At 71.2% G+C, this 21,454-nt stretch carries 19 protein-coding genes and 1 CRISPR repeat array; of the genes, 7 read left to right on the top strand and 12 right to left on the bottom strand.

Features of this window, described 5'->3' with window-relative positions:
• Positions 1-15: 15 nt before the first annotated feature.
• From AR3_RS18095 to AR3_RS18085, 3 genes are read left to right on the top strand one after another with little or no spacing between them, the layout of a single operon-like run.
• The gene (locus tag AR3_RS18095) at positions 16-414 is read left to right on the top strand and encodes a 6-pyruvoyl trahydropterin synthase family protein (protein WP_067915408.1); all 399 of its coding nucleotides are present in this window, start codon (positions 16-18) and stop codon (positions 412-414) included.
• Entirely contained in the window at positions 411-1,292 is an 882-nt protein-coding gene (locus AR3_RS18090; protein WP_067915407.1) for a methyltransferase domain-containing protein, read from the top strand. Before AR3_RS18095 ends, AR3_RS18090 begins: the two co-directional genes overlap by 4 nt.
• Before the next feature lie 3 nt (positions 1,293-1,295).
• A complete protein-coding gene (locus tag AR3_RS18085; protein WP_083951652.1) occupies positions 1,296-2,309 on the top strand; it encodes a lysylphosphatidylglycerol synthase transmembrane domain-containing protein in 1,014 nt (337 codons plus the stop codon).
• A gap of 314 nt (positions 2,310-2,623) precedes the next feature.
• Here AR3_RS18085 and AR3_RS18080 read toward each other — a convergent pair whose 3' ends face one another.
• On the bottom strand, positions 2,624-3,967 hold the full coding sequence (locus tag AR3_RS18080) for a S8 family serine peptidase (protein ID WP_083951651.1): 1,344 nt from the start codon (positions 3,965-3,967) through the stop codon (positions 2,624-2,626).
• A gap of 657 nt (positions 3,968-4,624) precedes the next feature.
• Positions 4,625-6,520 carry a cellulase family glycosylhydrolase gene (locus tag AR3_RS18075; protein WP_217998621.1) on the bottom strand — a complete coding sequence of 632 codons (1,896 nt, stop codon included), beginning with the start codon at positions 6,518-6,520 and terminating at the stop codon, positions 4,625-4,627.
• 83 nt (positions 6,521-6,603) lie between these two features.
• Between AR3_RS18075 and AR3_RS18070 the strand changes: the two genes are divergently transcribed.
• Positions 6,604-7,194: a TetR/AcrR family transcriptional regulator gene (locus AR3_RS18070; protein WP_106259225.1), complete on the top strand. Its 591-nt coding sequence runs from the start codon at positions 6,604-6,606 to the stop codon at positions 7,192-7,194.
• Between the two features lie 75 nt (positions 7,195-7,269).
• Here AR3_RS18070 and AR3_RS18065 read toward each other — a convergent pair whose 3' ends face one another.
• Positions 7,270-7,851 (bottom strand): TIGR03086 family metal-binding protein, encoded by a 582-nt coding sequence (locus AR3_RS18065; RefSeq protein ID WP_067915403.1) that lies wholly within the window; start codon positions 7,849-7,851, stop codon positions 7,270-7,272.
• A gap of 65 nt (positions 7,852-7,916) precedes the next feature.
• On the opposite strand from AR3_RS18065, the gene AR3_RS18060 reads away from it, so the two are divergent.
• Entirely contained in the window at positions 7,917-8,696 is a 780-nt protein-coding gene (locus AR3_RS18060) for a helix-turn-helix domain-containing protein (RefSeq protein ID WP_067915402.1), read from the top strand.
• 4 nt (positions 8,697-8,700) lie between these two features.
• On the opposite strand, the gene AR3_RS18055 is transcribed toward AR3_RS18060, so the two are convergent.
• The 3 genes from AR3_RS18055 to AR3_RS18045 form a co-directional block, all read right to left on the bottom strand.
• Positions 8,701-9,417, bottom strand: a complete 717-nt coding sequence (locus AR3_RS18055; protein ID WP_067915401.1) for a MerR family transcriptional regulator — start codon at positions 9,415-9,417, stop codon at positions 8,701-8,703.
• Between the two features lie 162 nt (positions 9,418-9,579).
• Positions 9,580-9,816 (bottom strand): hypothetical protein, encoded by a 237-nt coding sequence (locus tag AR3_RS18050; protein ID WP_067915400.1) that lies wholly within the window; start codon positions 9,814-9,816, stop codon positions 9,580-9,582.
• Between the two features lie 103 nt (positions 9,817-9,919).
• A complete protein-coding gene (locus AR3_RS18045; protein WP_245637900.1) occupies positions 9,920-10,753 on the bottom strand; it encodes an NAD(P)-dependent oxidoreductase in 834 nt (277 codons plus the stop codon).
• A gap of 10 nt (positions 10,754-10,763) precedes the next feature.
• Between AR3_RS18045 and AR3_RS31165 the strand changes: the two genes are divergently transcribed.
• Positions 10,764-10,961 (top strand): hypothetical protein, encoded by a 198-nt coding sequence (locus tag AR3_RS31165; RefSeq protein ID WP_169803852.1) that lies wholly within the window; start codon positions 10,764-10,766, stop codon positions 10,959-10,961.
• Here the strand turns inward: AR3_RS31165 and AR3_RS18040 are convergent.
• The 5 genes from AR3_RS18040 to AR3_RS18020 form a co-directional block, all read right to left on the bottom strand.
• On the bottom strand, positions 10,954-12,375 hold the full coding sequence (locus AR3_RS18040) for a multicopper oxidase family protein (protein ID WP_067915398.1): 1,422 nt from the start codon (positions 12,373-12,375) through the stop codon (positions 10,954-10,956). The two genes, AR3_RS31165 and AR3_RS18040, sit on opposite strands and share 8 nt — an antisense overlap.
• Positions 12,376-12,940: 565 nt before the next feature.
• The gene (locus tag AR3_RS18035; protein ID WP_067915397.1) at positions 12,941-13,399 is read right to left on the bottom strand and encodes a MaoC family dehydratase; all 459 of its coding nucleotides are present in this window, start codon (positions 13,397-13,399) and stop codon (positions 12,941-12,943) included.
• Positions 13,396-14,298, bottom strand: coding sequence for an amidohydrolase family protein (locus tag AR3_RS18030; RefSeq protein ID WP_067915396.1), 903 nt, complete (start codon positions 14,296-14,298; stop codon positions 13,396-13,398). The genes AR3_RS18035 and AR3_RS18030 overlap by 4 nt, the downstream gene beginning before the upstream one ends.
• A complete protein-coding gene (locus tag AR3_RS18025; protein WP_067915395.1) occupies positions 14,295-15,224 on the bottom strand; it encodes an SDR family oxidoreductase in 930 nt (309 codons plus the stop codon). The genes AR3_RS18030 and AR3_RS18025 overlap by 4 nt, the downstream gene beginning before the upstream one ends.
• Positions 15,225-15,373: 149 nt before the next feature.
• Positions 15,374-16,684 (bottom strand): MFS transporter, encoded by a 1,311-nt coding sequence (locus AR3_RS18020; protein ID WP_227023380.1) that lies wholly within the window; start codon positions 16,682-16,684, stop codon positions 15,374-15,376.
• 211 nt (positions 16,685-16,895) lie between these two features.
• Here AR3_RS18020 and AR3_RS18015 point away from each other — a divergent pair, with 211 nt between their 5' ends.
• Positions 16,896-17,792, top strand: a complete 897-nt coding sequence (locus AR3_RS18015) for a PaaX family transcriptional regulator (protein WP_227023379.1) — start codon at positions 16,896-16,898, stop codon at positions 17,790-17,792.
• A gap of 864 nt (positions 17,793-18,656) precedes the next feature.
• Here the strand turns inward: AR3_RS18015 and AR3_RS18010 are convergent.
• Positions 18,657-19,943 carry a glycosyltransferase family 87 protein gene (locus AR3_RS18010; protein ID WP_169803853.1) on the bottom strand — a complete coding sequence of 429 codons (1,287 nt, stop codon included), beginning with the start codon at positions 19,941-19,943 and terminating at the stop codon, positions 18,657-18,659.
• Between the two features lie 506 nt (positions 19,944-20,449).
• A CRISPR array of direct repeats spans positions 20,450-21,452; the repeat unit is 28 nt; unit sequence GTCGGCCCCGCGCACGCGGGGATGGTCC.
• Positions 21,453-21,454 lie beyond the last annotated feature (2 nt).

The raw sequence follows: 21,454 nt of genomic DNA, 5'->3' as shown, positions 1-21,454 counted from the left end.
GCAGAAAGGCTCCCAGTGTTCAGCCTCACCGTCCGTGATCACTTCATGATCGCGCACAGCTTCCGCGGCGAGGTCTTCGGCCCCGCGCAGCGGCTGCACGGCGCGACGTACGTGGTGGACGCCACGTTCCGCCGCGCCGAGCTGGACGCGGACAACCTCGTCGTGGACATCGGGCTGGCGACCCGGGAGCTCAAGCAGGTGCTCGGTGCGCTGGACTACCGCAACCTCGACGAGGAGCCCGAGTTCGCCGGCGTCAACACCTCCACCGAGTTCCTGGCCAAGGTGATCGCCGACCGGCTGGCCGAGCGCGTGCACGCCGGCGCGCTCGGCGAGGGCGCCCGCGGCCTGTCCGGCATCGCCGTCACCCTGCGCGAGTCGCACATCGCGTGGGCGACCTACGAGCGGGCGCTGTGAGCGCGACCGTGGCGGGCGCCATCAGCCCCGACTGGCTGGCCCTGCGCGAGGACGCCGACGCGGCCGCCCGCGCCGTCGAGCTGCTCGACCCGCTGCGCGCGCACCTGGCCGGACGGCCCGAGCGGCCGCTGGTGGTGCGGGACCTGGGCTGCGGCTCCGGGTCCATGGCGCGCTGGCTGGCCGGACGCCTTCCCGGCCCGCAGCACTGGGTGCTCTACGACCACGACCCGAGGCTGCTCGCCCTGGCCGCGGCGCGCCTGCCCGACAAGGCGCAGGACGGCGGCCCCGTCACGGCCGAGACGCGCCGCCGCGACATCACCCGGCTTCGCGCGGCGGACCTTGAGGGGACGTCCCTGGTGACGGCCTCGGCACTGCTCGACCTGCTCACCGGTCCGGACGTCGTCGGGCTCGCGGACGCCTGCGCCGGGGCGAACGGCGGGGCGGGCTGCCCGGCGCTGCTGGTGCTGACGGTGGTCGGCCGCGTCGAACTGACCCCGGCCGACCCGCTCGACGCCGCGATCGCCGAGGCGTTCAACGCGCATCAGCGCCGCACGAGGGGAACGCCTGTCCCGGTGACGCTGCCGCAGACGACGGCGCGGAAACTCGGCCCGGACGCGGTGGAGGCGGCGGTCGAGGCGTTCACCCGCGCGGGCATGGCGGTGCACCGCCGCTCCAGCCCGTGGCGGCTCGGCCCCGAGCAGGCCGCGCTGACCGCCGAATGGCTGCGCGGCTGGGTCCGGTACGCGGTCGAGCAGCGTCCCGAGCTGGCGTTCGCGGCGCGCCCCTACCTGCGGCGCCGGCTGGACCAGTGCGCGGCGGGCGAGCTGCACGCCGTCGTCGGCCACGAAGACCTGCTGGCGCTTCCGGCGGGCGGGTGAACGATGAGGCGATTCCAGATGGGGCGGTTCCGGACGCTCGCCGCGCCGGCCATCCTCGGCGTGCTGGTGTGGCAGGTGGGCACCGGCGCGTTCGTGTCCGGACTCCGGATGATCGACGTCGACGCGGTGCTGGCGGCGCTGGGAATCGGCCTGGCCACCACGGTGCTGTGCGCGGGGCGCTGGTGCCTGATAGCGCGGCGGCTCGGGCTGCGGCTGCCGCTGGGCGAAGCCGTCCGCGACTACTACCTTTCGCAGTTCCTGAACGCGGTGCTGCCCGCGGGCATGCTCGGCGACGTGCACCGGGCGGTGCGGCATGGCAAGCAGGAGGGCGACGTGGGGCGCGGGGTGCGCGCGGTCGCGCTGGAACGCGCCGCCGGACAGGCCGTGATCATCCTTGCGGGGATGGCGGTGCTGCTCACGCGTCCGGCGGTGGTCCCGGCGCGGTTCCACGGCACGGTCCTGGCCGCCGGGGCGGTGATGGCGGTGGCCGCGGTGGCCGTTCCGGTCCTGGCCGTCACGCTCGGGCGGCGCTGGGCCGCGGGCCGGTCCCGCTGGCTGCGCGGCCTGGCGACCACGCTGGAGGACGCCCGTATCGGACTGCTGTCGCGGCGCGCGTGGCCGGGTGTCGCGCTGCTGTCGGCGGCGACGCTGGCCGGTTACCTGGCCCTGTTCGTGGTGGCCGCCCGGACGGCCGGGTCGACCGCGCCGGTCACCCAGCTGCTCCCGCCGATGATCCTGGCGCTGCTGGCCATGGGGCTGCCGGTGGGCGTCGGCGGCTGGGGGCCGCGCGAGGGCGTGGCGACGCTGGCGTTCGGCGCCGCCGGTCTGGGGGCGGCGCAGGGTTTGGCCTCCGCCGTCGTGTACGGCGTGCTCGCACTGGTGGCGAGCCTGCCCGGCGCGGCGGTCCTGCTGGCCGCCAAAGTCGACCTCAAGATCCCTGTCCGGGTCGATCGCCTCTGGCGCAGAAGAGCGGGAGCGGTCGGCGAACGGACATGGGCGACCACGTCGACGCAATAGTCCCCGGAACCGGACGTGGGGCCGCGCACGGCCGTTGGAGACGTCCCTCACTACGGCCGTCGCCTGATCGCAGGGCCCTACTGGGGCATTTCTCTCATCCTTAAACGTGCTGCGGCCCGTGAAGACACGGGCCGCAGCAGCGCACAGCCGCCGGGCTGTCTGTCCCGAATCGGGGTGCGGTGCCCAGGTCGGCGGCTACCCCGTCCAAGGCGTCACAGTGATCCATGCGCGACGCGTCCGGGGCGGATCACACGGTCGTACCTTGCCCGCCTGGAGGCGTGGTGTGCGCCACCCCCCGCCGACGGTCAGCAGGCTCAACGCTGTGGGGGATGTCCACCCGGCGGAGGGCCTTGCGGTCCAGGCGTCGGCCCATGCCCGTAGGGAGGCGGAGGCGCGTAGCCCCCGGCAGGAGGCGGCGGGGGAACGTTGTGGGAGGGGCCGGAGCCAGGGGGTCCGTATCCGGGCGGCGGCGTCGGCGTCTTGGGCGGCCGCGGGGGCCGGAGCGGGGTGCGACGCCCGTGGTAGTGCCGCATGTAGAGGTAGGCGATCACCATCGCCACGCCGAGGAGGAAGACGGCGCCGCCGTAGATGACGTTGCCGCCGGACTTCTTCGCGGCCGTGGCCGCCTGCGGCGCGGACGTGGTGCTGGAGCCGTTCGCGTTCTGCGCGAGAGCCTTGTCCAGGCGTTCGTACACGGGGTTCGGCGCGTCAGCGGGCACCGACTGCGACAGGGCGTTGCGCAGGCTCAGCGCACCATAGCCGAACTGGTCGTCCTTGCCGCTCGGCCCCAAGTCCTTGGCGGTGTTGACGGCCAGCCGCACGATCTCCCGCGCCGACTTGTCGGGGAAGGCGCTGCGCAGCAACGCGAAGCACCCGGACGCCAGGGCGGTCGCATGGCCGGTTCCCTCCCCGTTGACCCAAATCTGGCCATCACGCCCCAACGCCGTGATGTTGACGCCAGGTGCGGACAGGGTCACATAATCCTGCCGCTGGGTGTGCTCCCACGCCTGGCCCTGATTGTCGAAGGCACCGACCGCCACGCCCCCCGGGCAGGAGGCCGGATACGAGGGCTCGTTGGTCGAGTCGCCCTCGTTGCCCGCCGCCGCGACCACGATCGCGTCCTTTTCGGCCGCGTGCTTGACGGCTTCGAGAACGGCCGGGGGACACTGATGGGGATAGGACCCGGCGGGCGACCCTTGCGAAATGCTGATGACCTTCGCGCCGTGATCGGCCGCGTAGCGGATGGCGGGCGCCGTGGTCGTGGAGCCGACGCCGGGCGCGACGATCGGCAGGATCTTGGCGCGCGGCGCGAGCCCGGTGAATCCGGTCTTGGTCCCGCGTGACGCGATCAGACTGGCCATGGCGGTGCCGTGGCCGAAATCGCCCGCGCCGTCCTGGGTGTCCCGGCGACCGTCCGATCCGCCCCCGGTCATGTCCGTTCCGGGAAGCACGGCGTCACGCAGGTCGGGCAGGTCGGCCTGCACACCGCTGTCGATCACGGCCACGGTGACGCCGGCGCCCTTGGTCTTCGGCCAGACCAGCTCCTCGATGGCCCGAGAATCGAACCACCACTGCCGCTCGCTCAGTGGAGAGGCTTGGGCCGACGCCACGGGGGCGAGTGCCAGGGACACCGCCAGAACCGCGGAAGCGAATCTCATCAGCCTTCGCACTACCAACCCTTCTCATCTGGAATGTGGGCGGCGGGTTCCGCAGCCGGCCGTCCCCATTCGCGCCTCTCCGCCTTTCCGGCTCAGCCGGTCACCAGAGGGGGCACCGCCCGGACCACCCGACCGCCACTGGGCATGCCGGACAGGTTACTGAGGGTGTCATCACTCAAAGGTCACAGTCCCCTCATTCGCTCCTTTCAGGGCACGTATCCAGCAGGCCGCACGTGTCACGTGCGCGGCACGGTGAGGACAAAGGCCCAGTACAGCGGCCGAAGACTCCCTCTGCGTGGACTCGAGGGCTTGCCGCTCATCGCAGTGCGTGATCCTGGCCACAAGGCGGCTTACCGAAGACGACGAGGTCGTTCAGGTCGACCGCATTCAACCGAAAGCGCATGCCGTCATCTCCGACGGTAGGCCTCGTCGCCAGTTATAGCCCTAGGCATGGATTCTCGGCGGACTCGTCCGGGTGGCGAGGGTGGTCGCAATAGTCGGTGGCCGCGTTGTCGTTGCGGACGTCGGTAATTTGGCTTAGCAGCTTGGCATTTCAGCGGTCCCGGAAGTGGGATCGGGCGGTGCCTGCGTTCAGGCGCGATTCCTTGCCCATCAGGGGGTCGCTTGCAGGGTGATCGGCGAAGCGGCGGGCCTCGATCAGGGGAATCGCCGGTTCTTCCAGGCCTCGAGTTCGGCGCGGGCCGCTGCGAGCAGCTCGGAGGTGACGGGTTCGCCGGACGCGGCGTTGACGATCAGCGCGTAGTGCACCGCGCCGGGGGTGCGGGCCGGCGGCTCGATGATCAGACGACGGGCGGTGCGGGAGCCGATCTCCTGGGCGATCCGGATCACGCCGTCGGACGGGACGCCGTCGAGGGCGCCGAGGTCGCTGACGACGACCGTGCCCGCGGGGGCGAACGATGCGGGCATGTGCAGCTCGGTGGGGGCGCGCGTGGGCGCCTCCCGCCATGCCAGCACGCCATACTGACGGTCCTTGACCAAGGCGGCGACGTTGGGCATGGACGGCGGGACGGTCAGCCACGTCTGCTGTCGCCCTGCGCCGTCGTGGCCGGAGCGGGCCAGGTCCTCGTAGGCGAACGCGAGGGTGTCGCCGGCCACGGCCGCCGGGTAGAGCCGGTCCAGGACGCGCCGGTCGAGCCGAGGCGTGACGCGGCCCGCGTCGTCGGTGCGCACGACCGAGTGGTCTTCGTCGTTCCAGGCGTCGCCGTCGGTCTGCACCTTGTCGGGGTTGCCGTTCATCGGCTCCCGGTGGCGGCCGCTGTAGATGTCCCAGTGCCATTGGATGCCCGACAGCACGGTGCCGCCGGAGGAGGGTCGGTCCCACCACTTCTCGCCGGGGACGCCGTGGTCCAAGGCCTGGTACATGCTGCGCACCATCCACGGCGTCCGGTCGCTGGTCGCGCCCGTGAGCCGGTTGCCGAACTCCGAGACGATCGCGGCGGTGCCCAGGGACGCCGCCCGGTCGCGGATCCTGTTCATGGGCGCGGCGTAGGTGCCGTCGGAGGCGGGCGACGGGTCGAGCGTCATGCGGGCGCCGTCGTAGTAGTGGCTGTTGAACACCATGCGTGTGCCGAGTGTTCCGACGGTCGCCAGGCCGCCCTGCTCGAAGAACCCGGTGTTCCAGAACACCAGCGGTTCGGCGAACAGAGGTTTGCCCGACCAGCCCGCGGCGTCCATGGCGGCGCGGAAGCGCCGGTAGAACGGCATGAGGCGGGTCTTCTCCCATTCCAGCCCGGTCGCGCCGTCCAGGCCGCCGTCGAACGGCTCGTTGAAGGGGTCGATGCCGACGATGGCGTCGAACGCCTGCGCCGGGAGCCTCCGCTCGAGGTAGGCCATCATGGCCGACGCCTGCTCGAGGAAGGCGTCCTGCACGCCGATCGGCCCGGCCGAGGTGGTGAGCACGCGGTTGTTCCAGAAGTCGCGGGCGGCCTGGCGGACGGCGGCGTTCGTCATCATGTTCTGCCCCCACAGCAGGCAGATGCCGCAGAACTCCCTCGGGTAGTTCCCCGCGCCGATGACCCACTTGGGCGCGCCGTCGCCGGTGTACCAGCTGTCGCGGTGGAAGAGGTGCGCCGAGTACAGGTCCTGGTGGTAGTCGAGCAGGACGCGGATGCCCCGGTCGGTGAACGCCCTGATCTGCTCGATCGCTCGGTCCAGGTAGGCGTGGTCGATGCGGTCGGGGGCGGGCTGCACGCCTTCCCAGCTGATGAGAAAGCGGATCACGTTGGCGCCGGTGAGGTCCCGCATGGCCTGCGCCGACGTGGCGGCGTCCGCCGTGCTTCGGAACGGCAGCAGGCCGTTCTCGTACAGCTTGGTGCTGCCGGAGACGTTGAATCCGCGCAGCGTCACCTCCCGACCGGCCCCGTCCCGGAAGACCCAGGACTGCTGCTTGGGCGCGACGACGATCGGGGAAGGGGCGGTGGTGTCGGCGTTTGCGTCGGGCATCGGGGGCGTGACGGTGACCGCCAGTGCCGCCGCCACCGCCGCGGCGGTGAGGGGACGGACGGCGTGCAGACGCGCGAACGGTGCTCGCATGGCGGGGCCTTCCGCCGGGGGGCCATGGACGCGCCTCCACTGTGCAAGAACCCTCTTGCATAAGCAAGAGCTATCTTGCAGAGGTGCCCTCCCCCACGCGCGAGCGCATCATGGACGCGACGCTGGAGCTCGTCTTGGAGCGCGGCTTCGGCGGCACCGCCGTCACCGCCATCGAGTTGCGCGCCGGGCTCTCCCCCGGCAGCGGCAGCTTCTACCGACATTTCCGGTCCAAGCGCGAGGTGTTCGAGGCGGTCTTCGAACGCGAGCTGGAACGCGCCCGGCGGCTTCGGGAGACGTTCGAACGCGGCCCGGTCGGCGGCGACGCCCAGGCCGCGCTGACCCGCCGCTTCCTGCAGCAGCTCGACTACCTGGCGGCGATCCGGCCGCTGATCATGCTGCTGGCGCACGAGCACGGCCGGTTCCCCGAGCTGACGGACAAGGTGCGCGGCGCGCTGCTGGACGACGGCATCGCCGACGAGGCCGAGCACCTGAGCCGCGACCTGGGCGCCGTGCCCGGCGACGGCGACCCGCGCGCCCTGCTCGCCGTGGTGGTGTCCGCCCTGGCCGGCTACCACCTGTCCCGCGAGTTCTTCGGCCGGTCTCCGGCGGGCGTCGCGCCGGAGCGTTTCGCCGCCGCCTTGGCCGCGCTGCTCGCCGGCGGCCAAGACGGCTGATTCCTGGCGAACGGACTACGACGGGGGATGTCATGCACCCCGCCCGCCGTCACTGACGGGTTGGATGACGGCGGATCAGCGCGGCGCCCAATGGGGGTCGCGGCCCGACAGCGCCAGGGCGCGTTCGAACGCCGAGGCTCCGGCGTCAACCGGCACCGGGTCGGCGAACCCGCCGTACTTCCGGTACATCTCGGCGTGCTCGTCGACCACCCGCAGCAGGAACTCCTCCGTCTCGGAGGAGACGGTGTACTCCTGGCCGGTGGACACCGCGACGTCCCACCCGTGCACCGCCATCTCCTTGATGATCAGCGACGCGATCTGGCGCGCCGGGGAGGTCGCGAAGCCGAGGTCGATCTCGCCCTCCCATACCGCCGGGTCCGCCCAGGCCGCCACGGCCCGGTCGAGCTGCGCCGCGTACGCGTCGGCCCAGTCGGGCTCGGCCGTGAAGTCGCGTTCGGTGAGCGCCTCCGGCAGCGGCTTGCGCAGGGCCCGGTGCTCCAACCCGTGGGAGGTGTAGAGAACCCAGTGGTTCACCAGCGCCCGCACGTCGAACTCCGTGCAGGGGGTCGGTGCGGCCAGCCGGTCGGCGTCGACGCCGCGGGCGACGCGGGCGGCCTCGGCGGCGCATTCCTTCATGTAGGCGTACAGCTCGTGCATGCGGGCCACGCTAGGAAGGCCGCACGCCGGGCCTCTTGGACAAACGCGCCAGATACCCTGGTCGCGTGGGGGACTTGGGACGCGGCGTTCTGTATCCGGACGAGCAGGCCGCCTTCGTCGAACTGGACCGCCGCGCTCCCCGGGCGGAGCTGGCGCGGTTCGTGGAGTTCTACTGGCATGTGCGCTGGAACGTCGCCGAGCCCTATGAGACGAAGGTGCTCTCCCATCCCAACGTCCACCTGGTGTTCGAGGAGCCCGCGCCGTACGTGTACGGGGTGCACCGCAGCCTGTTCGTCCGCCGTCTGGAAGGGCGCGGGCAGGTCCTCGGGGTCAAGTTCCGGCCCGGCTGGTTCCGCCCGTTCATCGACGTCGCGGTCAGCGAACTCGCCGACCGGAGGGTGCCCGCCGAGGAATTCTTCGGTCCTGCCGTTGAGGACGTCTGCCGCGCCGTCCTGAAGGCCGACGGCCCGGACGAGATGATCGCCCTCGCCGAGGGCTTCCTGCTGCCCCGGCTGCCCGAGCCGGACCCGGTCGCCGAGGAGGTGGCGGGCATGGTGGAGCGCATCGTCGCCCGCCCGGCGCTGTTCCGCGTCGACCAGGCCGCCGAGGCGCTGCACGTCTCCACCCGCACCCTGCAGCGGCTGTTCGCCGAGTATGTGGGCGCCAGTCCGAAGTGGGTGATGCGCCGGGCCCGGTTGCACGAGGCCGCCGCCCGCGCCGACCAGGGCGACGACGTCGACTGGGCCGCGCTCGCCGACGAGCTCGGGTACTGCGACCAGTCGCACCTCATCCGCGACTTCACCGCGACGGTGGGCGTTCCCCCGGCCAGATACGCCCGCTCCTGACGGCTCAGCCGGGCGGATCCTCGTCGGCGAGGTAGTGGTGCAGGTGGCTGGAGCCTTCCAGCATCGCCGCCGCGCGCTGCGCCAGCGCCGCCCGCCGCTGCGCGATGGCCGCGTGCAGCGCCTCGCGGCTGCCGGTGCGGCGCAGCTCGTCCAGGACGGCGCGGATCCGCGGCAGCGGATAGTGCCCTTGCCGGAGCATGTGGATCATCTGGGCGTCGCGGACATCGGCGGGGCTGAAGCGGCGGTGGCCGGTGCCGGGTTCGCGCGCGGGGCGCAGCAGCCCCGCGGCCTCCCACACGCGCAGGGCGGACGCGCGTACGCCCAGGTGGGCGGCGACCTCTCCGATGCGCCATCCCGACCGCGGCACGGCCGGGTCGTCCGGCGCCCGCCGCGCGGCGGCCTCCAGCGCCTCGCTCGTCGCGCGCAGCACCCGGCGCTGCTCGTGCAGCGCCGCGTGGGCGGCGTCGACCAACGCGAGCGCCTCGGGCACGTCGTCCGCGTGCACGGCCCGCATGATCGCCTGCGCGGTCACCGGCCCGTACCCCTTGGCCAGGGCGCGGTAGGCGAGCAGGGCCCGCCGGTGCCGGACGCCGAACCTGCGGTGCCCGGACGGCGTGCGGGGCGTCGGCGGCAGGACGCCCGCGTCGGCGTAGTTGCGGATCTGCTGGGTCGACACGCTCGCCGCGCGCGCCAGGTCGACGGGACGCAGCGCCCGGGCCACCGGTTGCTCCTCCGTCCGGGAGTTGACGCTCTTGCGATCGGCTGCCCAGCATAGCGAGCACTGCTACTGCGAAGTCGCGACCGGCTCCGAAGGGCGCTGCCCCGACACTGCGACGCACTCGCATCACCCGCAGCCCGCGTCACGTACGGGTGTCCGCGGGTGTCAGTGACACCGCGGCCCGCAGTGCCGCAACGCGAGCACCGGGCCGTGCTCCGTCTGACGCGCGTCCGAGTGGAGAAGCGGCGCGAGGCCGGGGGCGAACCCCGGTGCGAGGACGCCGGTCTCGCCGGACGATCCGGCCCATGCAGGGGCGAGCAGCGCGGCGGCGAGACCGCAGACGATCAGAAATCGCTTCATGAGACCCCCGATGAACACACTGAGCAACTGATCATCACTCATGGTAGGCGAATGGAGATCGCCACCGTCGTCGGGGGCCGCCTGTGGCGCGGGGCCGCGCCCGCCACCGGGACCCGGGCGGCGGGCGCGGCCCCCGCGCGCCTCGCTACCCGACCCCTGCCGGGTGCCGTCCGGCGTGCTCGGCGAGGACGGCGAGGTCGCGGTCTCCGTCGCCGCAGTCGACGGCCCGCTGCACCAGGTCCAGCGCGCATTCGGCCAGCGGCAGCTCGGTCCCGACCTCCTCGGCCAGCTCCACGGCGTAACGCAGGTCCTTGGCCATGAGGCGGGTGCGGAACGCGGGGGGCTCGTAGCGGCGCTCCCGCATGATCGGCGCACGGAACGACATGACCGCCGAGCCGATGCCGGTCGAGGCCACGCACTCCAGCACCGCGTCGCGGTCCAGCCCGGCGCACCGGCCCAGCTCCACCGCCTCGGCCATCGCCGCGATCTCCGCGCCGATCAGCATGTTGAGCACGAGCTTCATGGTGGCGGCCGCGCCGGGCGGGCCGTAGTGCCGCACCTCGCGGCCGACGGCCTCCAGCAGGTCGCGGGCCGCGTCCACGTCCGCGGGGTCCCCCGCCGTCAGCACCCGCAGCTCCCCCGAGCGCGCCTGCGCCGGGTTGCCGAACACGCACGCCTCCACTCTGCGGGCGCCCGACGCGGCCAGTCGGCGCGCGGCCCGGCGCGCGAAGTCCGGCGACACCGTCGAGGTGTCGATCACCAGGGTGCCGGGCGCGAGCCGGTGCACGGCGTCGGCGAACAGCACCTTCTCCACCGCGGGCTCGTCGGCCAGGCTGACGAAGACGGCGGTCGCGCCGTCCACCGCGTCCCCCGGCGACTCCGCCGCGTGCGCCCCCGCGGCGACGACCGGTGCGGCCTTTTCCGCCGTGCGGTTGTAGACGCGGACCGAATGCCCCGCCTCGACCAGCCGTATCGCCATGCCGGTGCCCATGGCGCCCAAGCCGAGAAACCCGACAACGTGTTTATTGGCGTCGTTTTTCATTCAAGCCCCCGCTTCGTGGATGTCCTGCCGCGGCGTCGCCGAGCGGGAGCGGCCGCCCGCCCCGCTCGTCGTCGCCGACCGTGACGACAATGCCCGGCAGAACGTTGATCACACTGATGTCCGCGCGGCGGCGGCGTCTATTTGATGATCTCCGCCTGCGCCATCATGCCCATGGACGCGTGATCGAGCAGGTGGCAGTGGTAGAGGTAGCGGCCCAGGTGGCGGTCGTAGCAGACCTTGATGGTGACGTTGCCGCCGATCGGGACCGAAACGGTGTCCTTGCGACCCGTCTCATGCCCGGACACCCGTCTGCCGTTGCGTTCCACCACCTGGAAATGGGTGCCGTGCAGATGAAGGTTGTGCAGCGTCGCCGGCCTCCGGTCGCGGTTGTGCACGCGCCAGAGCTCGGTCTGGCCGCACCGGATCCGCATGTCGATCCGGTCGATGTCGAACGTCTTGCCGTCGATGAGGAAGCGTCCCCGCTTCGCGTCGGTGCTCAGGTTGACATCGCGGACGACCTCGGCGTCGCCGAGGTCGAACTTGTCGCCGAGCTCGTCGGGCAGCTCGCCGCAGTCCGGCACCCGCTCCCCCACGTGGAAGCACATGACCCGCCTGGTGGCGTCGCTGGAGCCGGCGGTGTTGTACAGCACCACGCGGGATCCCTCCCGGTAGCGCGCGAAGTCGACGACGACGTCGACGCGTTCGGCCGGTGACAGCCTGACACTGGTGGCGGGCAGCGGCTCGGGCAGCAGCCCGCCATCGGAGGCGATCACCGCGAGCTCCGCGCCGTTCCCCAGCCGCAGCGCGAGGTGACGCATGTTGGAGCCGTTGAGCAGCCGCAGCCGGTACTTGCGGCGGCACACCTTGAAGTACGGCTGGGGCCGTCCGTTGACCAGCAGGATGTTTCGGCCGTTGTCGTCGTCCATGCCGAACACCAGCTGCCCGTGCTTGTCGAAGCGCGCGTCGCGCAGCATCAGCGGGATGTCGTAGCGCCCCGACGGCAGGTTCGGGCACCGCTCCGGCCGGTCGTCGATCAAATAGAAGCCGGCCAGCCCGCGGTACACCAGCTCGGCCTCCTTGTGGTGCGAATGGTCGTGGTACCACAAGGTCGCGGGCGGCTGGCGGTTGGCGTAGACGTAGTCGCGGTACCGGCCGGGCGCGATGGGGTCGGCGGGATGCCCGTCGTGTTCGGGCGGGACGAGCCCGCCGTGCAGGTGGACGACGGCGTCGCGGCGCAGCCTGTTCCACTGCCGGATGACGACCCGGCGGCCGGCGCGGGCCCGGACGGTGGGGCCGGGGAACATGCCGTCATAGCCCAAGACCCGGGTCTTGCGGCCCGGCAGGATCTGGACCGCGGCCTCCCGGATCGTCATCTCATAGAAGTCCGTCGTCTTCGACCGATGCACGGGAACGGCCGTCTTGGGTACGTACAGCGGCCTGGAGAACGGTTTGGGCCGGGCCACGGCCGCGTCGGCGTGCCGCTCCGCGACCAGGTCCGGGATCGTCGCTCCGGCGGCGGACACCGCGCCCGCCTTGAGGATTCCACGTCTGCTCAGCATTGCCGTCCCTTTCGTTCGGTGACAGGGCAGCACCACCGAGGCGCGCAGCTCGCCGGAGGCTTGGGGGGAACCGCCGGCGCAGACGCGCTCGCTCGGGGAATCGAGCAGCGATGTGCGACCACGAGTGGGAGTGCGAGTCAAAAAGCTAGTCGAAGGTCGAGGAAGACACGCCAGGCTTTCTCGACCCATATTCCAGAATTCATCGGCGCCGGTTTTCCGACTTACCGGCGCTTGATGCGCGCGGGCGCCGAGATCTCGCGCGTTTACGCCGCCATGCGTGTCGCTTGGACGAGGTTCACGCGCGGTTCGCCCGGCGACGAGAAGGACCTGACCTCCCCTATACCGCCACGACGTAGGACAGGTCGCTGCGGTTCGCAGTAGTCGATCACACAGGGCACTTTTCTGACATGTCGTCACGATCATCACCCGATATGACGGCTTTCACCGCGCCCACCGGATTCGACATGCCGATATCATCGGCATCGCCGCATTTTCGATGACTGTTTCGACTCGTCGCCGCCCGTTCCCACGGGCGGCGCGGGCGGTCGCGCGGGAACGGGCGGCGCTAGGAGGTGTAGTGCCGGTAGACGGCCTGGGCGACGCAGGCGGGCTTGTCGCCGCGGTCGACCTCGACGGTGAAGTCCATGGTCGTCTCGACACCCCCGGGGATCTCCCTGGCGTCGGCGACGACGCCGTGCAGACGGATCCGCGCGCCGACCGGGACGGGGGCGGGGAAGCGCACCTTGTTCAGCCCGTAGTTGACGCTCATCGCCACGCCGCTGATCTCCAGCAGCTCGCTGAACAGCGGGATGAGAAGCGACAGGGTGAGGTAGCCGTGCGCGATGGTGCCGCCGAACGGGCCGCGCGCGGCCCGTTCGGCGTCGACGTGGATCCACTGGTGGTCGTCGGTGGCGTCGGCGAAGACGTTCACCCGCTCCTGGGTGATCTCCATCCAGTCGGTGCGGCCGAGGTCGGCGCCGGCCAGCGCGAGAATCTCGGCCGGACCGTGGGCTTTGACGGTCACGAGCGGTTCGCCTCCTTGTCCGCCGGGCCCGCCCCGGTCAGCCCGAGCAGGCGGGCGGCGTTGTTCTTGAGGATCTTCGGTCGGACCTCGGGCTTGATCTCCAGCCGGTCGAAGTCGGCCAGCCACCGGTCCGGGGTGATGACCGGGTAGTCGGAGCCGAACAGCACCTTGTCCTTCAGGAGCGTGTTGGCGTACCGGACGAGCTGCGGGGGGAAGTACTTGGGCGACCAGCCCGACAGGTCGATGTGGACGTACGGCTTGTGGACGGCGACGGCGAGCGCCTCGTCCTGCCAGGGGAACGACGGGTGCGCGAGGATGATCCGCAGATGCGGGAAGTCGACGGCGACGTCGTCCACCAGCATCGGGTCGGAGTACTTGAGCCGGATGCCGCCCCCGCCCGGCACGCCCGCACCGATGCCCGTCTGCCCGGTGTGGAACAGCGCGGGCACGCCCATTTCCTCTATGGCCTCGTACAGGGGGTAGGCGATCGGGTCGTTGGGGGCGAAGCCCTGCATGCTCGGGTGGAACTTGAAACCGCGCACCCCGTACTCCTCCACCAGGCGGCGCGCCATGCGCACGCCCGCCTTTCCCCGCCAGGGGTCGATGCTGGCGAACGGGATGAGCGTGTCGGAGTGGCGCGCGCAGGCCTCGGCGACCTCCTCGTTGGGAATCGGCGGATGCCCGGTGGCGTGCTCGGCATCGACGGTGAACACGACCGCAGCCATCTTCCGCTCGCGGTAGTACGCGGCCATCTCGTCCACGGTCGGCTGACGGTGGCCGTGCGCGCCGAAGTACTTCTCCGACGCCTCCATCAGCTCGGGAGGCAGGGAGGCGTGCCCGTCGGCGGAGATCTCGGCGTGCGTGTGGACGTCGATGGCGACCAGTTCGTCGACGTTCACGCCACGGCCTCCCGGGCGTCGTCGGGGACCTTCGGGGCGGGTATGCCGTAGGTCTGCGGCTCCCGGCCGACCGTGGTCGCCCAGGCCGCGGCGATGGCGTCGGCGTCCCAGCCGCCGTCGCGGACGGCGACCACGGACTCCTGCGGGTGCGTCCACAGCGACAGCCGGTCGCCGCCGATGCCGATGGCCTGCCCGGTGACGTCCGCGGCGGCGTCGGAGAGCAGGAACACCGGCAGGCCCGCGACGTCGTCGGGAGTGCCGAAGCCTTCGGCGGCGCGCAGCCAGGACGGGAAGGGCCGCCCGTCCTTCTCCCACGCCTCCACGTAGGGAGCGAACGCGGGGATCGTCTTGGTCATGGCGGTGGCCGCCACGGGGATCACGGCGTTCACGGTGATGTTCGCCTTGGCGCACTCCAACGCCCAGGTGCGCACCATCCCGACGATCGCGGCCTTGGCCGCCGAATAGTTGGTCTGGCCGAAGTTGCCGCGCTGTCCGGCGGGAGAGCCGACCACGACGATGCGGCCGCCCTCGCCTTGCTCGCGCATGCGGCGCACGGCGGCCCGCACGCAGGTGAACGTGCCGCGCAGGTGCACGTTGACGACGGCGTCGAAGTCCTCGTCCGACATCTTCCACAGCACCCGGTCGCGCAGGATGCCCGCGTTGGCGATCAGGCCGTCCAGCCGGCCGAACTCGGTCACGGCGCGGTCGACCAGCGCGCCGGCCACCGCGGTCGGGCCGACCGCGCCCGGTGCGGCGACCGCCCGGCCGCCGCGCGCCGCCACGTCCTCGACCACCCGCTCGGCGGCCGACTCGTCGGCGTCGTTCACCACGACCGCCGCGCCCGCGTCGGCCAGCGCCAGCGCGTAGGCACGGCCGAGGCCGCGCCCCGCGCCGGTGACGATCACCACCTTGTTCGCCAGATCCATGCGGCTGTCCGCCCTTCCGTCCGGGAGTCGGCACGATGTTAGGCGTGTTCATTATGACAGTCAATAAAGTGCCCAACATTGCCCGCGGGCCAGGGACGCCGGGCGCCCCGGACGGCGCCCTGGCCCGCGGGCAAGGCGAGGCGCAGCGGCTACCCGGCCGCGCCTTCGGCGGCCGAACGCCCCACCGCACCCGCGGACTCCTGCGGCTCCTCCGTCAGGTCCAGCCGGTGACTCTCCCTCGCCACCAGCACGCACACGACGGTGATCACGCAGGCCAGGGCGATGAGCACGGACACCCCGACCGTGCCGCCGCCCGAGGCGCCGGTCATGCTCGCAAAGAGCACGGGCGCGAAACCCGCGCCGGTGGCGGAGATCTGGTAACCGAGCGACGCACCGGTGTAGCGGGTGCGGGTGCCGAACATCTCGCTGTACAGCGCGGCCAGCGGTCCGTACATCGCCGGATGCGCGACCGACTGCCCGAGCACGACCGCCACTGTCAGCAGGACGACCGATCCGCTGTCGACCATCGGGAAGAGCAGGAACGCGACGACCGCCATAGCGATCGCTCCGGCGAGCACAACCGGACGCCGACCTATCCGGTCGGACAGCGCCGAGTAACCGACGATGCCCACGACGGCAAGGACCGACGACAGGGTCAGCGCGTTGAGGACCGTCTGCCGAGGAAAGCCCGCGTCGACCGCGTACGAAATGAGGAAGGTGGTCAGGGTGGCTTGGGCGACGAACGCACCGAACCCCACGCCGACCGCCAGCAGCAGGTTCCTGGGATGGCGGCGCAGCACCTCCAGCAGCGGCGGCGCCTCGGCGGCCCGCGATGCCCGAGCCGCCTCGGCCTCAGCGAACACCGGCGTCTCCTCGACCTTCAGGCGCACGAACAAGCCGAGCACCAGGAGCAGTACGCTCAGCAGGAACGGCACGCGCCATCCCCACGACAGGAACTGGTCCTCGCTGGTCGCCGACGACGTCAGCGTCAGCACGAGCGTCGACACGACCATGCCGCTGGGCGCGCCGGCGTTGGTGAAGCTGGCCCACATGCCGCGCCGCGAGGTGGCGTGCTCGGCGGACATCAGCACCGCCCCGCCCCACTCGCCGCCGACGGCGACGCCCTGCAGCACGCGCAGGACGACCAGCAGGATCGGCGCCCACACGCCGATGTGGTCGTAGGTGGGCAGCAGGCCGATGAGCGTGCTGGCCACGCCCATCAGCACCATGGTGACGACGAGCATGCGCTTGCGACCGAGCCGGTCGCCGAAGTGCCCGAAGACGATGCCGCCGAGCGGCCGGGCCAGGTAGCCGGTGGTGAACGTGCCGAGGCTGGCCACGGTGCCCGCCAGCGGATCGAGGCTGGAGAAGAACACCTTGTTGAACACCAGCGCCGACGCCGTGGCGTACAGCAGGAAGTCGTAGTACTCGATGACGCTGCCCAGGTAGCTGGACAGCACCGCGCGGCGCAACTGGACGGGTGAGGGGCGCGGCCGGCCGTCCGGCCGTCCGGCTGACGGTTTCCCTGAGGTGGTGCCTGACATGGCGTGCCCTGCCTCTCGGTGACCACTGACGCGTGACTGTGGCCCAGGCCACATTGCCGAAGAAAGTAAGCATTGCTCTCACCGCCGTCAAGACTTTGCCCAACATCGTCGCGACTACCCTGAACGCGTGCACGACGACCTCAGCCCCAACGGAGCGGGAGAGACAGACGAGGACGAGCATTCGCCCGCCGGCACACCTCGTCCTCAGGCGCTGCTCCTGACGTTCTTCGGCAGACACGTACTGGGGCGCGACATGCTGGTGGCCACCTCCAGCGTGCTCGACGTCCTCAGCCGCGTCGGCGTCTCCGAACACGCCACCCGCTCCACGCTCAGCCGCATGGCGCGGCGCGGCCTCCTCCAGCGCACCCGCCGCGGCCGCAACGTCTACGTGGGCCTGACACCGCGGTCACGCGAGATCCTGCGCGACGGCGAATCCAGAATCTGGCGGATCGGCGCGGTCAACACCCACTGGGACGGCACATGGACGCTGCTGGGCTTCTCCCTGCCCGAATCGTGGCAGCGGCAACGCCACGTGCTCCGTTCACGGCTGCTGTGGGCCGGATTCGGCAGCCTGCAAGGCGGACTATGGATCTCCCCGTCGAAAGTCGACGTCCGCGCACTCTTGGAAGGCCTGGAGGCGGCCGAGCACGTCAAGGTGTTCCAGGGGCGGGCGCTCCCGCCGACCAACGTGGCCGAGCTGGTGCGCGACGCCTGGGACCTGACCGCCGTCGCCGCCCGCTACCGCCGCTTCCTCGACCGATGGGACGCCCCGTCCCCGCCGCCAGGCATTCCGACCGACAGCCTGGCCCGGCAACTTCTGCTCGAGACCGAATGGCTCCAGGTCATCAGACAGGATCCGCGCCTGCCGCAGGAGCACCTGCCCGAGGACTGGCCCGCCGAGCGCGCCCAACACGTCTTCCGCACACTGCACGCCGACCTCGACCCGGCAGCCCGCGCGATCGCGGCCGAAGTGCTCGACACCATCCCCGACGAGCAGCCAAAGACCGCCGCTGTCGCCCACTGAGCCCACTCGCGGACAGCCCATCCACCCAACGCGTGTGCCCGAAGAAGCCCGCCGGGCTCCCACCACTCGCGAAACGGTCCTCGAACGGGTTCTTCCCGCCGGCCCGCGGAGCCTGCACCCCGCCGATCGCCAGCGCTGAGCGCTTCGTCTTCCCGTGGTCGACGTGACCCATGACGGTCACGACAGGCGGACGCGGCTGCAGGTCCTCCTCGCCGAACTCAATGTCACCGGCTCCAGCAGCTCCGCGGTCCTCGTCCACCGGGCCGATGATCTGGACGATCCTCGCCTACCATCTCCGCGACAACGCCGGGCGCGCACCACCCCGCCCCGTTGTAGCTGACGACCGGATCGTCTCCAAGATCGGGTCGACGGATGGGGCACTTTGGGGGCGCCACAGCCACGAGCCACCACACGTCTACCGACTCCGCTGCACCGCTCCTGGAATCGGACGACATCATCCGCCACTTGCGCTGCCGCAGCCGACACGGCGACGCGAGCAGCCCACCCACCCGACGTGTCAGGCCGAGAAGCCCATAGGGCGCCACCACTCGCAGGGGGCTGCCCACGCCGCCATCTCCCCTGCCCTCGCAACAAGGTCGCGACACACTGCATGTCCGCCCGTAGCGCTGATGGCGCATCGTCTGCAGGATCGGGTCGAATCGACCGGTGGGTGTGCTGTCGGGGGCCACAGCCACGAGCCAACACACATCTACCGACTGTGCTGAGCCGCTCCTGGAGCCGCAACGATCGTCCGCCATGTGCTCTGCCGCAGCCGACGCAGCTACGGGCTGGTCCGCCCCCTCGAGGAGATGCCGTGCACAAGGCGGCCTCATCCCCGAACACCCTGACGGACAGGCAGACGCGTCACGTACTTCGCAAACGCTCCCAATTTCGGAGTACGCCGCGGCCGCTGACAGCAACTAGCACTCCGAGTGCCACAAAGAACATCAGCACGGCGACGCGTGCCGTCTCGTACTGGGATGGGAACGTGCCAATCCCAGGCAACAGGACGACGCTCAGCACAGCGCAGCGCAACACCACAGCCTCGTCGAAACGAGTGCGCAGCAGCAGGGCCAGCGCGGGGAGGAACGTCGCGTCGTACCACGGGTACTGAACGGGCGACACCACCACGCAGGCGATGGCGAACGCGACCAGCGGACGCAGGTCCAAGGTGCCGTCGCCAGTGCCGTCGCGGCGGAGACGCCACCACACCAGGCCAGCGACGCACAAGGTGCTGACCAGCACAGTCGCGCTGTAGACGGCGGGCCGGTCCCGCAAGATGGACGGTATCGGCAAGAACAGGTCGCTGTCGTGGGACATGCGCTGAGACAACGACGCCATCGCCGTTCGCCCGGCGAGGAGATAGCCGACTCCCACGGTGACGGCGGCCCCCAGAGCACCCGCGACCACCACACGAGGCCGACGGCGACAGCCCAGAGCTAGGCCGACCGCAGGAAACAGGTACGTCACCTTGGCCGCGATCGCAGCCCCCACCAGCGCTCCAGCGACCAGGCCGGACGCGGCGATCCCCCATCTGCTCCGGCTGAGCACCCACACGGCTCCGACCAGCAACGCCACCGCGATGACGTCGACGTGGCCGCTGCCCACCATCCAGAAGAGCATCAGCGGGTTGACCGTCCACAGCACCGCCGCCCGCATCCGCGCCACTCGATCAGGCCCGACCAGCCGGTCGATCATCACTGCGATCGCGACGAACGCCGCCGCGTGGGCCACCTTGAGCCACGCCACGATCCAGGCCATGGAAGCGCCGCCGAGCCGAGCGGCCACGGCATGTACGGCCGTCGCCACGGGCCCGTACACCGTGGGCTGCTCCGCCCACGACCGCGGCCGCCAGAGGCCCACCGGGTCACCTGCCTGCCGAAGCTGGTTCGGCGTCATGTGGTACGGGTCGAACCCGAGGTCGGCGATGCGGCCGTAGATCGCGTAGTTGAGGATGTCGATCGACCCGGCCGGCGGCAGCAGACAGAACAGGACGGCGCCGACCACCCCGGCCCACAGCAGCACCCGGGGCGCGACACCGCTCCATCCGCGCCGCAGCGCCAACAGAAGCAGCACAACGCCAACCGCCGAACACGCGGCCGCCGTACGGGCGATCACCGTGACGGTGTGGCGAGACAAGTCAGCCGCCACCGCGAGGAACGGTCCGCCAGACCCCCACCGCGCGACCAGCCCAGACGGGCCCGCAGCCATCCCAACTGCGAACACCGCCACGCTGACCAGCAAGAACGCGAACCCCAGGAGGGCGCATACACGCCCAGGGCGTCCGTCCGCCGCCCGCCCCGCCGACCGACGGCCACTCCTCGCCAAGATCAACACGCTGTCACACTACGAGATCCACCGCCCCATCGTGATCTTGTTGACGAAGGAAGAAGCGCCGCCCCTCAACGTCATCAAAGGCGACGTCCGACACATGAGATGGGTTGGTGGTAGGACACCGGTCCGATGACGGTTCAGGATCTGATGTCAGCGGAATCAGCGACACTGCGACCGAGCATGATGTTCCCAACGCCGCCCGCACGGTCGGCAGGATCAACCCTGCATCCCGCTGCCTTGCCGCTAGACGCCCTGGGGTCCGTTTGCAACTCCAACTGAATGGAATCCTGGATTCGACACCATAGAATCGCAGGTCACAAAGTGTCGGCCCCGCGCACGCGGGGATGGTCCTGGCGGTCGGCGGTTGGGGCGAGCCATGAGACGGTCGGCCCCGCGCACGCGGGGATGGTCCCTGATGCCTCAGGTTCTGTCTCCGGCACGGGGTGTCGGCCCCGCGCACGCGGGGATGGTCCCTTGGTGCGGTTCCAGTTGCGGTGCACGTGCGGGTCGGCCCCGCGCACGCGGGGATGGTCCCAACAAAGACGGTGAGCGGACCGCAGAGCCACGTCGGCCCCGCGCACGCGGGGATGGTCCCGGGAACAGCGGCCGATGGGTGTACAAGGTCACGTCGGCCCCGCGCACGCGGGGATGGTCCCTCTCCGCTGCGGATCAGCTGCTGCGTTTTGGCGTCGGCCCCGCGCACGCGGGGATGGTCCCAGGCGGGTGGCCTGGTCCTGGAGCGGGGCCTGGTCGGCCCCGCGCACGCGGGGATGGTCCGCGTTCCGAGCAGCGCCGCAGGCGGAACGCTGTGTCGGCCCCGCGCACGCGGGGATGGTCCCTTGGGCCGACTGGACACGCCGTAGGGGCGCAGGTCGGCCCCGCGCACGCGGGGATGGTCCGATGTCGGGCAGGATGTCCAGGTTTGGCAGTTCGTCGGCCCCGCGCACGCGGGGATGGTCCGCTGATCCAGCAACCTTACGCGGACGTTTTCGAATCGGCCCCGCGCACGCGGGGATGGTCCTTCCCGTTGAGTCCCTTCGGGCGCGACTCCGGGGTCGGCCCCGCGCACGCGGGGATGGTCCCAGGCCCTCCAGGCGCCTCAACACCGGGGACTCGTCGGCCCCGCGCACGCGGGGATGGTCCTCAAGTGGTTGCCCATGAGGATGCTTGGCTCACGTCGGCCCCGCGCACGCGGGGATGGTCCCCATTCCGGGATGACGTCCCCGTAACTGTGCCAGTCGGCCCCGCGCACGCGGGGATGGTCCGTCCCTGTTGGGGGCAGCTCAGCCCATGGTTGAGTCGGCCCCGCGCACGCGGGGATGGTCCCG

The sequence above is a fragment of the Actinomadura rubrobrunea NBRC 15275 genome (genome assembly GCF_001552235.1).
Taxonomy (GTDB): Bacteria; Actinomycetota; Actinomycetes; order Streptosporangiales; family Streptosporangiaceae; genus Spirillospora; species Spirillospora viridilutea.
The sequence above is the reverse complement of the archived record's forward strand: the minus strand, read 5'-3'. Positions and strand labels throughout refer to the sequence as shown.